The 14,645-nt window shown below is 63.7% G+C and carries 8 protein-coding genes; 2 read left to right on the top strand and 6 right to left on the bottom strand.

Translation table 11 applies throughout. The features are described 5' to 3' along the window. Window positions 1–177 precede the first annotated feature (177 nt). The 6 genes from hydA to EJ903_RS19095 form a co-directional block, all read right to left on the bottom strand. Window positions 178–1,617 carry a dihydropyrimidinase gene (gene hydA, locus EJ903_RS19120; RefSeq protein WP_126618442.1) on the bottom strand — a complete coding sequence of 480 codons (1,440 nt, stop codon included), beginning with the start codon at window positions 1,615–1,617 and terminating at the stop codon, window positions 178–180. Window positions 1,618–1,630: 13 nt separating this feature from the next. Continuing rightward, window positions 1,631–2,326 carry a TetR/AcrR family transcriptional regulator gene (locus tag EJ903_RS19115; protein ID WP_126618440.1) on the bottom strand — a complete coding sequence of 232 codons (696 nt, stop codon included), beginning with the start codon at window positions 2,324–2,326 and terminating at the stop codon, window positions 1,631–1,633. A gap of 72 nt (window positions 2,327–2,398) precedes the next feature. Further along, entirely contained in the window at window positions 2,399–3,661 is a 1,263-nt protein-coding gene (locus tag EJ903_RS19110) for a Zn-dependent hydrolase (RefSeq protein WP_126618438.1), read from the bottom strand. Window positions 3,662–3,716: 55 nt separating this feature from the next. Beyond that, window positions 3,717–4,994, bottom strand: coding sequence for an NAD-dependent dihydropyrimidine dehydrogenase subunit PreA (preA, locus tag EJ903_RS19105; RefSeq protein ID WP_126618436.1), 1,278 nt, complete (start codon window positions 4,992–4,994; stop codon window positions 3,717–3,719). Window positions 4,995–5,009: 15 nt separating this feature from the next. Beyond that, window positions 5,010–6,302, bottom strand: a complete 1,293-nt coding sequence (locus tag EJ903_RS19100) for an NAD(P)-dependent oxidoreductase (protein ID WP_126618434.1) — start codon at window positions 6,300–6,302, stop codon at window positions 5,010–5,012. A gap of 428 nt (window positions 6,303–6,730) precedes the next feature. Further along, on the bottom strand, window positions 6,731–9,547 hold the full coding sequence (locus EJ903_RS19095; protein WP_126618433.1) for a metallophosphoesterase family protein: 2,817 nt from the start codon (window positions 9,545–9,547) through the stop codon (window positions 6,731–6,733). 131 nt (window positions 9,548–9,678) lie between these two features. On the opposite strand from EJ903_RS19095, the gene EJ903_RS19090 reads away from it, so the two are divergent. After that, window positions 9,679–10,698 carry a sigma 54-interacting transcriptional regulator gene (locus EJ903_RS19090; protein ID WP_126618431.1) on the top strand — a complete coding sequence of 340 codons (1,020 nt, stop codon included), beginning with the start codon at window positions 9,679–9,681 and terminating at the stop codon, window positions 10,696–10,698. Between the two features lie 147 nt (window positions 10,699–10,845). After that, a complete protein-coding gene (locus EJ903_RS19085; protein WP_126618429.1) occupies window positions 10,846–14,598 on the top strand; it encodes a hypothetical protein in 3,753 nt (1,250 codons plus the stop codon). Window positions 14,599–14,645: the final 47 nt, after the last annotated feature.

Genomic DNA, 14,645 nt, shown 5'->3' with positions numbered 1-14,645 from the left:
CAAGTTGACGGTGCCCCGCCATCGGGTGAGAGGTCGGATCGCCGTTCCACCGGACCCGGTTGGGAGCGTCGGGCCAAACTTGCGGGTTGATCCAGTGCGAAGGGGCGGCACCCGCCGCCCCTTCGCACCGAGACTCACGCCGGGAGCATGGTGCGCGCTCCCATCACGCGGTCGCAGTCAGCGCGCGACCGGCGTCGGCATGTTCAGCGCGTTGCGCTTCTTCACCGCTTCGTAAACGGTGGGGAAGGCCGGGCGGTTGACGTAGCGGCCCGCTCCGCGCACCGCGCGGCTTTCGCCCAGCGCGTGGACGATCCTGCCCTGGCTCAGTGTGTAGGCCGGGGTTCCCGTCACCGTCATGCCTTCGAAGATGTTCAGCCCGACCTTTTGCATCTGGGTCTTGGCCGAGATGGTCTTGGTCGCCGCCGGATCCCACACCACCAGATCGGCGTCGGCCCCGACGCTGACCGATCCCTTGCGCGGGTACAGGTTGAAGATCTTCGCCGCGTTGGCCGAGGTGATGGCGACGAATTCGTTCATCGTCAGGCGGCCGGTGTTGACGCCGTGCGTCCAGAGCGCGGTCATGCGGTCTTCAATCCCCGCCGTGCCATTCGGGATCTTGGTGAAATCGTTGCGGCCCATCGCCTTCTGCTCGGCGCAGAAACAGCAGTGATCGGTGGCGGTGGTGTGGAGATGGCCCGCCTGCAAGCCGCGCCACAGCGCGTCCTGATGCTCCTTGGAGCGGAAGGGCGGACTCATGACGTGACCGGCGGCATAGTCCCAATCGGGGTTGCGGTACACGCTGTCGTCGATCAGCAGATGACCGGCCAGAACCTCGCCGAACACCCGTTGGCCACCATCCTGGCCGCGCGTGATCGCCTCCAGCGCTTCCTTGGCCGAGACATGGACGATGTAGACCGGCACGCCGAACACCTTGGCCACCTGGATGGCGCGGTTGGCGGCCTCGCCCTCCACCTCCGGCGGGCGGGACAGCGGGTGCGCTTCCGGGCCGGTCATGCCCTGGGCCAGCAGCTTCTTTTGCAACTGAAACACCAGCTCGCCGTTTTCGGCGTGGACGGTCGGGATGGCCCCCAGCTCCAGACAGCGTTGGAAGCTGTTCACCAGCACCTCGTCGTCGGCCATGATGGCGTTCTTGTAGGCCATGAAATGCTTGAAGCTGTTCACCCCATGGTCGGCGACCAGCGTGCCCATGTCGGCGCGCACCGTTTCGTCCCACCAGGTGACGGCGACGTGAAAGCTGTAATCGCCCGCCGCCTTTTCCGCCCAGCCGCGCCAGGTGTGATAGGCCTCCATCAGGCTTTGTTTCGGGTTGGGGATGACAAAATCGATGATCGTCGTCGTGCCCCCGGCAAAACCGGCGGCGGTCCCGCTGAAGAAATCCTCCGTCGTCACCGTGCCCATGAAGGGCAGTTCCATGTGGGTGTGCGGGTCGATGCCGCCGGGCATGACGAAGCAGCCGCCCGCCTCCACCGTTTCGGTTCCGGCGGGAACGTCGAGATCCGCGCCGACGGCCTTGATGAGTCCGTCCTCGCAATAGACATCGGCGCGTTGCGTCTGCTCGGCTGTGACGACGGTTCCACCACGAATGACGATACCCATGGACGGCGCTCCCTTATGCGTTGGCGGGGGTGGAGGATGAAGAGGGTGGAGGGGCCGGGTCCGGCAGCCCGGCGGCGCGCAGGATCAACCGCAGCACCTCGGCGGTGATCTGGGCGAAATCCTGGCGGGTCAGGCTGCGGCGGCCCAGAACCTTGCGGACCTGAACGTCGAAATCGGCGTAATGCTGGGTCACGGCCCAGATCATGAACAGGAATTGGCGGGCGTCCACTGGGGCCATGCGGCCTTCGGCGACCCAGCCATCGATGACGGCGGCCTTGGCGTCGACCAGACGGCGCAGATCCTCCGACAGGAACCGTTCGATCTGCGCGCCGCCATGCAGGATTTCGTTGGCGAACACCTTGGAAGCCAGCGCGCGGGTGCGCGACGCCTCCATCTTGGTGGTGATGTAGGCGGTGAGCGCCGTGGCCGGGTCGGCGTCGGGCGTCAACGCGTCGATGGGGGCGAGCCACAGCCGCAGGATGTTGTCCAACACCGCGCGGTACAGCTCCTCCTTGGTGCCGAAATAATAATGCAGGTTGGCCTTGGGCAGCCCGGCCTTGTCGGCGATGTCGGCCATGGTCGCCCCGGCGCAGCCGGCTTCGGCGAACACGGCCTCCGCCGCCTTGAGAATGCGTTCCACATTCTCGCGGCGGATGCGCCCTTGCGGGGCGGTGGCGTCGGGGGAAACAAGGTCTGTCTTCAGCGTCATCACCAACCTTCGTCCATCATCCGTGACGCCCCCTCCCCCGTGGGGAAGAGGGGCGCAGAGAGAGGGACTGTATCACGCCGCCGCCGGGGATCGCTCGGCGTTTGCCCGTTCCAGCACGGCGTGCAGCAGAACCTCGCAGCCCGCCGTGGACCATTCCGGCGTCGTCTCCTCGATCTCGTTGTGGCTGATGCCGTCGATGCAGGGGATGAAGACCATGCCGGTCGGCGCGACCTTCGACAGATAACAGGCGTCGTGACCGGCCCCGGAAATGATGTCGCGGAAGGAATAGCCGGTGCGCTCCACCCCGTTGCGCACCGCTTTCACGCAATCGGCGTCGAACTGGATGGGGGCGTAGTACCAGATTTGCTTGAAGTCGCTCTCCAGCCCGATGCCGCTGGCGATGTCGTCCACCGCCGCCCGCAATTCGGCGTCCATCGCGGCCAGGATCTCATCCTTCGGATGGCGGAAATCGACGGTGAAGAAGACCCGGCCCGGAATGACGTTGCGGGAGTTCGGGTGAATCTGCATCAGCCCGACGGTGGCGCAGGCCGCCGGGCCGTATTTCAAGCCGATGCGGTTGACCGCGTCCACCACCCGCGCCGCGCCGAGCAGCGCGTCCTTGCGCCGGGTCATCGGCGTCGGCCCGGCGTGGGCCTCCTGCCCGGTGAAGGTGATTTCGTACCAGCGCTGGCCCTGGCAATCGGTGACGACGCCAATGGTCTTGCCCTCGGCCTCCAGGATCGGGCCTTGCTCGATGTGGGCTTCGAAATAGGCGCCGACCTTGCGTCCGCCGACCTCCTGGTCCCCGGCGTAGCCGATGCGGGCCAGCTCCTCGCCCATCGTCTTGCCGTCCAGATCCGCGCGCGACAGGCCATAGTCCAGATCGAACACCCCGGCGAAGACGCCGGACGCCACCATGGCCGGGGCGAAGCGCGAGCCTTCCTCGTTCGTCCACACCGCCACCTCGATGGGGGCCTCGGTGACGTAACCCATGTCGTTCAGGCTGCGCACCACCTCCAGCCCGGCCAGCACGCCATAAACGCCGTCATATTTGCCGCCGGTCGGCTGGCTGTCCAGATGGCTGCCCATGATGATCGGGGGCAGGCTGTCGTCGCGCCCGGCGCGGCGGGCGAAGATGTTGCCCATCTTGTCGACGCTGATGGTGCAGCCAGCCTCCTCGCACCAGCGCACGAACAGGTCGCGGCCCTGCTTGTCGAGATCGGTCAGGGCCAGACGGCAGACGCCGCCCTTGGGCGTCGCGCCGATCTGGGCCATGTCCATCAGGCTCTGCCACAGGCGGGAACCGTTGACGGCGACATTCTGCGGATAAGACATCGTTGCTCTCTCCCAAACGGGATATCGGGGATCCGGCGGCGGTTGCTCGGCGCGCTTATTCGGCGGCGGCGCGCATCGGGTTGCGGGGGTCTTCGGGCCAGGTCATGTAGGGCAGGCCGTTTTCCTCCGGCTGCATGGTGATGCAATCGGGCACCGGGCAGACGTGGGAGCACAGGTTGCAGCCGACGCACTCCTCGTTCACCACGGTGAAGATGCGGCGACCCTCGCCCTGGTCGATGCGGATCGCCTGGTGCGAGGTGTCCTCGCAGACGATGTGACACCGTCCGCAATCGATGCACAAGGCCGGATCGATCACCGCCTTGGTCGAGAAGTTCATGTTCAGGTCGTTCCAGTTCACCACGTTGCGAACGGCCCGGCCCGACAGCTGGTCCAAGTTGGCGTAGCCCTTGTCGTCCATCCAGTTGGACAGGCCGTTGATCATGTCCTCCACGATCTTGAAGCCGAAGGTCATGGCGGCGGTGCAGACCTGCACGTTGGTCGCCCCCAGCGCCAGGAACTCCGCCGCGTCGCGCCAGGTGGTGACGCCGCCGATGCCCGACACCGGCAGCCCCGCCGTGTCCGGGTTGCGGGCGATCTCCGCCACCATGTTGAGCGCGATCGGCTTCACCGCCGGGCCGCAATAGCCGCCATGGCTGCCCTTGCCATCGACCACCGGGGTGGGGGCCATGGCGTCGAGATCGACGGCGACGATGGAGTTGACGGTGTTGATGAGCGACACCGCGTCCGCCCCGCCGCGCTTGGCCGCTTCCGCCGACCACAGGATGTTGGTGATGTTGGGCGTCAGCTTGACGATCACCGGCAGGTTGGTGGCGTTCTTCACCCAGCGCGTCACCTGCTCGACCATGTCCGGCACCTGGCCGATGGCCGATCCCATGCCGCGCTCGCACATGCCGTGCGGGCAGCCGAGATTCAGTTCCAGCCCGTCCACCGCGCCGGTGGCGGCGATGCGGCGGGCCAGCCCGGCCCACGCCTCCTCCTCGATCCGCGCCATCAGGGACACGACCATGGCGCGATCGGGCCAGTCGCGCTTGACCTGGATGATCTCCTGGAGATTGACCTCCAGCGGGCGGTCGGAAATCAGTTCGATGTTGTTCAGCCCGATCAGCTTGCGCTCGTTGTCGAGATGCGCGCCGTAGCGGCTGGACACGTTGACGACGGGCGGATCCTCGCCCAGCGTCTTCCAGACCACGCCGCCCCATCCGGCCTGAAAGGCGCGGACGACGTTGGTCAGCTTGTCGGTGGGGGGGGCGGACGCCAGCCAGAACGGGTTGGGCGACCGGATACCGGCGATGGTGCTGCGCAAATCGGCCATGGTTCGGCTCCCGTGTCAGGCGGTCAGGTGGCGGTGGATGGCCAGGGCGGCGAGCTTGCCGTCCTGCACGGACTGAACGGTCAGATCCTCGCCGCTGGCGACGCAATCGCCCCCGGCATAGACCTTGTCCAGGCTGGTGCGGTGGTCGTCGTCGATGACGATCTTGCCGCCCGACAGGGCCAGCCCGTCCAGCGCCTCGCGCGCCAGCGTCTGGCCCACCGCCTTCAGAACCATGTCGGCGGGCAGGCTGTAGCGCTCGCCGGTCATCACCAGTTTGCCATCCTCCAGCCGCGTGCGCTCCAGCGTGATGCCGGTGGCGTCGATGGCGACCGGAGCGGCGAAGGTCTTCAGCACCACGCCGTTGGTCTGCGCCAGTTCCTGCTCCCACGCGGTGGCCCCCATCTGGCCGCGTCCGCGCCGGTAGACCAGCGTCACATCCTCCGCCCCCAGGCGTTTGGCCTGGATGGCGGCGTCCACGGCGGTGTTGCCGCCGCCGATGACCACGACGCTGCGGCCCACCGCCACCGGGACGTCCGGGGTCGCCTGCCGCACCCGTTCGATGAAGGCGGTGGCGTTCTCCACGCCGTCGCGCTCCTCGCCGGGGATGTTCAGGCGGTTGTTGCCGCCCAAGCCGACGCCCAGGAACACGGCGTCGAACTCGGCCCGGAGCGTCTCCAGCGACAGGTCAGCGCCCAGGCGACGGCCATGCTCCACCGTGATGCCGCCGACCTCCAGGATGAAGGCGACCTCGCGCTGGGCGAAATCATCGGCCATCTTGTAGGGGGCAAGACCATATTCGTTCAGGCCGCCGGACTTCGGCTTGGCCTCATACACCGTCACCTCATGGCCCAGGCTGGCCAGACGGTGGGCGCAGGACAGACCGGCGGGACCGGCCCCGACCACGGCCACGCGCTTGCCGGTGGCCTCGGCGCGGGCGAAGGGATGGGGGCCTTTGCGGGCGAAGAGGTGATCGGTGGCGTGGCGTTGCAACCGGCCGATGGCGACCGGACGCTCCTCGGCGGTGTTGCGGACGCAGGCCTGTTCGCACAGGGTTTCCGTCGGGCAGACACGGGCGCAGGTGCCGCCCATGATGTTCTCCGACAGGATCGTGGTCGCCGCCCCCTTCAGATTGCCGGTGGCGATGGAGCGGATGAAGGACGGGATGTCGATCCCGGTGGGGCAGGCGCGCACACAGGCGGCGTCGTAACAGAACAGGCAGCGGTTGGATTCGGCAAGCGCCTGCACCGCCGTCAAGGGCGGTGTGAGATCGGCGTAGGGCGAAGCCGGAATGTCAGCGTTCAGGGTCATGGCGGATGGCTTCCCTTTGGTCGCTATGCGGCGTGGCATTCCGATCATCAGCAACCGCCGTGCCAAGCGTTTCCAAGGGCTGGAGCGTGGCGGAAAAGCTGACTGTGTGGTCAAGAACTGACGCCTTGGACAATCATGGCAGCGCTTCAAATTGCACGCAACACGGACTTTTTGCGCCCAATTCCTGGGCGGTTGCGGTCAAAAGCCGGAAAAGAACCGCTGTGCGCCGCATCAAAATCAGGCGTATCAAGGGATTGCCGCACGCGGCCCCTGCCTCATTCGGCAGCAGGGGGGTGAAAAAAGCACGAAAATTTCGCAAAACCCGACGTCAGCGCCGGGACGGATCGGGCAAACCGTCGCCAATTCCCATTCGGAGCCATCCGGGGGTGTCCATCCTGGGGGTTGGTTTGCGCTTTCGGGGTTGGCGATCAGCCGACCCTGAAGGGATCGGGGAATCGCCACCGCCCTGGATCCCCGAGGCCTGCCAACGGCGCGGAAAGACTCCTCCCGCTGAATTGGTTGGCAAGCTTTGCAAAGGTTCTGGCGGGATTGATGCTGGCTCCACCGACCCGATCAATCCGATCGCACCGCAACGCGTTCAACTCAGAGGCGGGGGTTGTCAGGTAAGAGCCTTGGGCCAACTTATCCAGAGCATCAAAGGCGATCTCGTACACCTCTCGTTTGATGGTCTGGTCCGGCGTGCCATCGTTGCGCAAGGCGGCCAGCGCGGCCAAAGCGGCGTGTGATAGATCGACGGCCGACAAGTCGGTGCGCGAGACGGTGGACCACACTGTCAGGCGCGCGAACATCGCGAACGCCGCGCGGTGATCCGGTCGGTCTGGGGCGGACGACAACGCGTTCGTCAAGGCCCTGAGACCGAGCGGCCTCAAGTCGTTTTGCCAGCGGCAATGGTCGGCGAAAATGACCGCGCTGCTGTTGGGCCGTTGCGCCCAATCGGTCACGCGGTCCAGGTCGGGCAGCCGGTTGAGTTCGGCGGCAAGATCAATCCAGTCATCCCAGAACGGCACGGTTTCGCCGGATGCCTGCAGCGCGAGGGCGGCGTCCAGAAGCGTCTCCTCCGATTTGGTCCACCGTGCTTTCAGATGCTGGCGGTAGAGCTGGGCGATCCGCCAGTGACGCAGCACAAACACCTCACTGTCCTGGCGCGGCTTCCGCTGAATTTCGGATTGCAGAACGGAGAGCACCTCGCGCTCCAACCGGGCGGTGTCGGGGGCACCAAACAACGCCTGGGCCAGCACCCGACGCTCAAGAAACGGCTCACCCCGGTTGGAGGGGGCCGTGCCCACACGGGCGTGCAGGGCGGCGACCAACGCAAGCGCATCCGCAAGCACCGGGTGGTTGGACAGGGTGCTTTGAACGGCATCGACGAACGCCCGTCCACGATTTTTGTGAACGCTCCAGCGCCCATCGGTGGCCTCGTCCAGCGCCAGCAATCCGCCGAGCCATGACGCGTTGCCGCTCATCCGGGGGTCGTCCGCAAACGCGCGCTTCATACGGCCCGCTTCGACCGACGTCAGGCCGATCCCCTGCGCGCCGATCAGCCAGGATCCGAGGTGCAGGGAGCATCCGTGCTGCCAATCCGGCGGATCGGAGAACAGCGAGGGCGCGGTCCCGGACGCCCGCAGCGCATCCCGTTCCAACGGGTTGCTGCCCAGCAGAAAGGAGATCCGATCCACCTCGGCCAGCGCGCGGGCGTCGTCCAGCAGCCCGCTGACCTCATGGGCGTGCCGACTGGCCTGTTCAATCACCAGCAGGATCTGGCGGTTGGCGTTCTCGCGCAGCGCGCGCGCGAACGGAAATTTGCGCAACGGCTGACCGGACCGATGCCGGTACACCGCCCACTTCCCTGTGCCTCGCAGTTCCGCTGTCGCCTGCAAGATGGCGGTGCTGCGCCCTTCACCATACGGCGTTTCGATCCAGGCCGTGACGGGGGCGTGTTGACCGCAGGCGTTGGACGGTTCCAGTTGCCGCACCGCTTCCGCCGCCAACGGGTTGGGTGCACCCGGCAACCGCAGCGCGACAGCCAGATCGGGAGCCGTTCCCGTCAGGTAGCAGCGCAGCCGTTGAGCGTTGACGCTCACCGGGGTTGCATTGTCCTCCTCCAAGACCCAGCTATCCCCCAGCGGATCAAGCCACGCCTGAAACGCCTGCGTGTTGGGGAGGGGAAACTCAAAGAAATCTGGGCCTTCGAGGGGATCCTCCGGAAAGGCTTGATCGTCCAGTCGCACCCCGGACGACAGAACAATGCGGGGACGAACACGGAACGTGTCGCCGGTGGCGCGGAAGGTCAGCAGGGTGTAACCACCCAAGGCGTCGCGCGCCACGGTTGGACCCGTGTTGCGGGAGCCGAAATGCGCCGCCCGCGCTTGCAGGGTGACGCACACCCCATTGCGCCGGATGTCGAACTGCCCATCGCCCGCATGCTGATGCCCGTGCAAGTAGATGGCCTTGTGCTCGCGCAGGATGGCTTTGACCTGCTGTTCCACATCCGGGGCAAACCAGGACAACGGATGATGCCCCAGCACCAACCGATGATCCGCGCCTTTTGCCGCCGCCAACTGGCCGCGCAGCAGAGAAACACCGGGATTCAAGCGCCGCAGGCTGGCCGCAGACCCCTTCGGATCCAGCAGCCAGTTGGTGTTCAGTCCCACGACAGCCAGTGTCAACCGCCCGCCTGGCAATTGAAGCAACCGCGAAAAACTGCCTTCGGCTTTCAGCCAATGATCACCGGATGATGGCGGTGATTTAGGCTGAGTCGTTGAATCCCAACCCGGAGATGGAAGGCAATTCTGGAAATTCAGGAGTGGTAATGAAAGAGTATCCCGCGTTGAATTGGGAGGAGAATTATCAATATATTTCTGAAACGCATTCAGGGGGAATGTGTAACCAGCAGGGTATTGACTGAAATCATGGTCATGATTCCCAGGAACGATGAAGAACGCAGGCGGTCGATCCGGTTGAGCCTGAATCAACGCGTCCACCACCAAGCTTTTGAACCGAAGATAGGCGTCCGCCGCCCCTCCCGTGGCGATGTCGCCCGTCACCATCACCGCATCCAGTCCCGTCACGGTGTCCTGCTTGACCGCAGCGATCAGTGTCTGAATCGCGGCTGTTTGCTCTGGGTCCTCCGGATTGGTCAGGTGAAAATCTGAAACATGAAGAATATGAATGGAATCTTGGAAAACATCAGTGAGGATTGAACCGTCCGTTGAAAGACTATCCATTTGTCATTCCTCACGTGAATAGCATACAGTCGTGTGCCGTAGGACATCTATTGATTCATAATTCAGTTATCACTATGATTGCGGCAAATTTATCCTGAATCAAGCATCATTGATACCGACAGAGGTGCGAAATGGTCAACCCGCTGCATCCGGTTGTGTCGCAGGATGGCTGCACCGTCGGCGCAAACGGGGAACCGGATCCGCTGGATGGGCTGGTGGCGCTGTCCCCGGCCATGGCGCGCACCCTGTCGCACGCCCGCAAGATCGCTCCGCTCGCGGGGCCGGTTTTGTTGACGGGGGAGACCGGCACGGGAAAAACGCGCCTGGCGGAACTGATTCACGCCCTGTCGCCGCATCGGAACGGCCCGTTGGTCAAAAAGGGCTGCGGCGAACTGATCGACGAGATTTTGGGGTCGGAACTGTTCGGCCACCGTAAGGGGGCGTTCACCTCGGCGATTTCCGACCGCCGGGGCATTTTGACCATGGCCGACGGCGGCACCCTGTTGCTGGACGACATCGACACGCTGTCTCCCGCCTCGCAATCCCGGCTTCTGCGTTTCATGGACGATGGCACGGTCACGCGGCTGGGCGATGACGGGGATGGGCGGCGGGTGCAGGTTCGCATCATCGCCACCACCAACCGGGATTTGGAAGCGCGGGTGCGCGACGGCAGTTTTCGGGATGATCTGTTCTACCGCCTGCGGCGCTGGCGTCTGCATATCCCCCCTCTGCGCGAGCGGCGCGAGGATGTGGAGGCGCTGGCCCGCCGCTTCCTGGACGCTTATCAGGCCCAGATGCCGCCCAGCGGCCCCGTCCTGCGCTTCGACGACGACGCCATCGCCTTGCTGAGCGATCTGCCATGGCGTGGCAACATTCGTGAATTGCAGGAGGTGGTCGACAATGTGGCGGCGTTCGGCGAGGCGCGCGACGGCTGCATCACCCAGGACACGGTTGCCCGCGTTCTCTTCGTGCCGGGGGCCACGCCCTGCGCCATGCCGGGGGCGCTGTCCGACGATCTGGGGGACGACGCCCGCATCCACCGCGCCTTGACCCTGACCAACTGGGACATCAGCAAGGCCGCGCGCATCGCCTGCTGTTCACGGGGAACCATCTACGCCCGGATGAAGGAGCGCGGCTGGAAACGCCCGTGATGGTGGTTGTTCATTTGAACAGAATCGTTCAAGGGATGAGCAGGCGGTTTTGTTGTTCTCAGAAGGTGATTCAAGGAGAATCAAAGCACTTACAGGTTGGCACAATGATTGCCATGCACGTCTCGAAATCGGTGAAGGAGAGGCGGCATGGTGTGGATTGTGCGATGGGTGGTGTGCCTGGTGTTGGCTGTTCTGGCCGTCACGGACGCCAGCGCGCAAAGCGCGGCCACCTCCCCGGAGGCGGTGGCCGACAGTCAGACGCTGCCGCCGATTGACCTGCTGGTCTATGTCGACCGTTCCAAAACCATCTACACCGGAACGGGGAGCAGCGCGCCCAACGCCCGCATCGTCACCATGCTGTCGAAAATGTTCGACCAACCGATTGATGACGGCCGCCGCCCCTTCATCGCCGCGAACGACAAGGTGTATCTCCACAGCTTCGGGGCCACGCCTGCCCCGGTGGTTCCCGCCATTGATGCGGGGGATCGCAACGCCCTGAAAGCGGGTGTGGCCGCGCTCAACACCAGCGTGACGCCCGACACGAAAACAGATTTCAGGACGTTGATTGAGGCCATCTACAAAAATGATGTTCTGACAACTTCCGACAATCGCTTGAAAATTGTCCTGATCGCCAGCGATTTCATTGACGATCCAAATGACAATGCCACAAACGCGGAGAAGACGGGCGTTTGTGATTTGCTGGAAACCTACAGAAAGAGCGGGGCGACGCGCATTCCTGGCGACATTCGCGAGTTGCGGCGCGCCTTTGGCGGGGCTGCGGCGACGAACAGTTGGAAACCGTTTATGGGCCTGTTGCTGGTCGAACCGACCCGGACGGATTTTGCGGGTTTGGGTGCCCAGTACCAGAAATGTCTGTTGGACACGGTGCAGGACGGGCCGATGCACAAGACCATCGCCAACGCGGTCGGTGCCGTTTCCATCCGCTTCAGCGAGGTTGCCAACGACGCCGACCGCTTCGCCCGCGATTTCGTGACCGAGGTCTACCGGGCGTCGCAACCCGGTGTGCAGATCGACGCCAGCACAAGCCTGTGCACTTTGCGGGGCGGAGAAGGAAGCTGTTCGTTGGAGGTGTCCAACCGATCCCGTCTGCCCATCCGCATCCAGCAATTCAAGTTTCAGGCTTCCCAAGGCAACGATGTTCTGTTCACCGCAGCGTCGGATCTGACGCTTGCCCCCAACGCCCAACAAAGCATCCGCATCGGCCTAACCACGGACCAGATCGCCAAATTTCCCAGTGGCGAGGCGATTCAGATTGTGGCGGTGGACACGGGAAAGCACGCGCGGCCAGCCACGGGCGTTCCGATCAAACGGCTGCAGGGTCTCAGCCTGACCAAGGCGGCCATCGAGTATGCCTCCGGCGGCAGCGGTCAGCGGGAGGTCGTGGTCACTGTGACCAACCCGAATCCGGAAACCCTGTCCGTGAAAGAACTGCTGTTTTACGGTGACGGCAACATCACAGGGCCACGAGAGCGGCTGTCGATCACCGGCCCGGACGCGGTTCTGCCGGGAGGGGCGCGCGATCGTAGCTTGCGTTATCCACTTCCCGTCGGCTTGGCGCAGCTTGCCAATTCCAAACTGACCGTCGCCGCCACAGACACTTTGACAGGGGTGACCACCGATCGCAGACCACTGGAACCGCCCCCGCCGCTGCGACCGTTGGAGATCAAAAAAGCGCAGGTGCAGAAGTCAGGGGCCTCTGGGCAGGGAGAGTATTTGCTGACTCTGTCCGTTGACAATCCCGGCCCCGTGGAAAACGGCATTTCCCAGCTTGTGTTCACGTCGAACCTGAAGCGTGGTTGGCGGGCGCGGCGCGAGGCTGAAACTGCCGAACGCATCGCTGCTGGGGGCAGTGTGACGACGCGTCTTCGCCTGAATATGGATCGGGATTCAGAGATCATTGAAGGACGCGACATCCTGCTGACCTGTGTTGATGTGCGTCAAGAAGCCTGCAGTGACATGGTTTCGGTGGAATTGCCCAAACCGGAATCCCTCGACATTGGCAAGAACATCACTTGGGTTTCCAGCGACAAGGGAGGACCTCCCAGTCTCCGTTTCACCTTACGGAACCCCGGCTCGGTGCCGGTGACAGTGAACGGAGTCCAGGTTGCCAAGGGCAGCGACCGGGAACGACTTCCGACCACCACCAAGCCAACCATCAACCCGGGGACGGAGGAAACGTTGACCGTGCCCTACAAAGGCGGCACTGACTTTTTGCAGCGTTTTCATCCCAACGACACAGTCTTCCTGCAAGTGGAATGCGCAGAAGCGGACTGCTCCGGGGAACGGGAGCGGGTCCCCGGCTTGCCGAACGTGACGCTGACTCTTGAGGAAACCCGGCCGTCATTGTGGAAACAGGGTGTCAGCGTGCCGGAACTCGCTCTCACCGTCAGCAGCACCGTGGACTTTACCAACTGGATTGGCGGTGTCTGGGCTTCGACCGATGAACGAGGCGGCGCAACTGCTTACAAGCTGACCCTGGAACCTCCCCCGGCCCAAATCCCGCCCAACGGTCGGATCACCTTTCCGGCAACGTTTCAGAAACTGCCCAACGATCTGTTGACCGGGGCCGATGTGTTTGTTTGCGTCGCTGGTTACTATGAATTCGGGGTGAGCGCGCCCGACTTCCGGTGCCCAGCGGATCGCTGGAGCCGTGTGGCGCTCCCGTCCCGCGCCCCGGTGGTGGTGGTCCCGGACAGCAAGAGCTTTGACAGAAATGCTTCTCAACTGCGTTTGAAGGTGCGCAACCCCAACGCGGTGCCAACGGTGGTGTCCGCCGTGGTGCTGGCGGGCGACACCAAACGTGACCACGTGTTTCGTTTGACGCGGCAAAGCCCTCTGGTGGTGGGTGCGGATCGCGAGGCGGATCTCACGATGGCGTTGACCGATGAGCAGGTCAAAGAGCTGGAAAAAAATCCGACGATCAAGGCTGCCGTCATCGACAGCACCAACCCTTCCGCCACAAACAACGGTGCCCTGGACACGCGCGGGGTCGAAATCTCTACGGAACATTACAGCGTGCGCATCACCGACGCCGCGCTGGAAAGCCGGTGGGAGTTGAGCGGTTCCTTTCCCTTCGTGACAAGCCGGTCCATTGTATCCGCCGTCATTGTGACCACCCGAAGCTCGCCGACCTCGCCTCCGGTGCAGAAAATATCCGTCGGTCTCAGTGGGGTGGGGATGGATGGGGTGCCCGGCCCGACCAAGCGGATGCTCGATGTCACCTTCCAACGGTTGGAAGCGGAAAAGACCGTGTCCTGGTTGTTGCCCTTGGATCATGACATCAAAGGCCCGATTGACGTGACCGCGTTCCATGATCAAGGAGCGGATACGCCATCACTTAAAACAGCTTCGCCGAAAATTTTGTCAAAATACACCCCCTGGATCGGGCACATGGTGGTGTTTTTCATTGGTTCTATGTTTGTGTCTGGTTTTGTTTATCTTCGGTACAAGACAAAATATTTCAAAATTCCAGAATCCATCGAGATCATAGGGAGAGAAACCCTCAAGAAGATCGTCGAGTACGTCAACATAGCAGGCGTGCTGTCATTTATTGGAACAGCAGCACCGATCATTGGTGCGTGGCTCACCGGAGGTCCCATCGCTGCCGCCGCGATGTTTCTCTTCAGTTTCATCCTTGTTATGTTCCTGGGGGTCGTGGCTGGGGGCGGTCACGCCGGGTGGCGGCACCGTCAACTCAAGCGGATGGTGGAGACGGGAAGCCCGGCCATGCCCTATCCGCTGGCAGCATCGGCGGCGAAAAAGAGTCTCACAAGGTGGATGTATGGTTTGGGAGCTGCGGCTTTTGTTCTCGGACTTGTCTTCGCCGTGTCCAACGTCCCCCTCCACCAGCGGCCGGGCGTTGAATTGATCGAACTTTGAACGCGGAACCGCCCGCGCCGATGGCGCGGCGCGGGCGGTCTTTGACG

This window comes from Azospirillum griseum (genome assembly GCF_003966125.1).
Lineage (GTDB): Bacteria > Pseudomonadota > Alphaproteobacteria > Azospirillales > Azospirillaceae > Azospirillum > Azospirillum griseum.
The sequence above is the reverse complement of the archived record's forward strand: the minus strand, read 5'-3'. Positions and strand labels throughout refer to the sequence as shown.

Bases quoted from the DNA above. Each gene is read 5' to 3' on its own strand.
- hydA (WP_126618442.1), bottom strand. From the start codon at position 1,617: ATGGGTATCGTCATTCGTGGTGGAACCGTCGTCACAGCCGAGCAGACG.
- EJ903_RS19115 (WP_126618440.1), bottom strand. From the start codon at position 2,326: ATGACGCTGAAGACAGACCTTGTTTCCCCCGACGCCACCGCCCCGCAA.
- EJ903_RS19110 (WP_126618438.1), bottom strand. From the start codon at position 3,661: ATGTCTTATCCGCAGAATGTCGCCGTCAACGGTTCCCGCCTGTGGCAG.
- preA (WP_126618436.1), bottom strand. From the start codon at position 4,994: ATGGCCGATTTGCGCAGCACCATCGCCGGTATCCGGTCGCCCAACCCG.
- EJ903_RS19100 (WP_126618434.1), bottom strand. From the start codon at position 6,302: ATGACCCTGAACGCTGACATTCCGGCTTCGCCCTACGCCGATCTCACA.
- EJ903_RS19095 (WP_126618433.1), bottom strand. From the start codon at position 9,547: ATGGATAGTCTTTCAACGGACGGTTCAATCCTCACTGATGTTTTCCAA.
- EJ903_RS19090 (WP_126618431.1), top strand. From the start codon at position 9,679: ATGGTCAACCCGCTGCATCCGGTTGTGTCGCAGGATGGCTGCACCGTC.
- EJ903_RS19085 (WP_126618429.1), top strand. From the start codon at position 10,846: ATGGTGTGGATTGTGCGATGGGTGGTGTGCCTGGTGTTGGCTGTTCTG.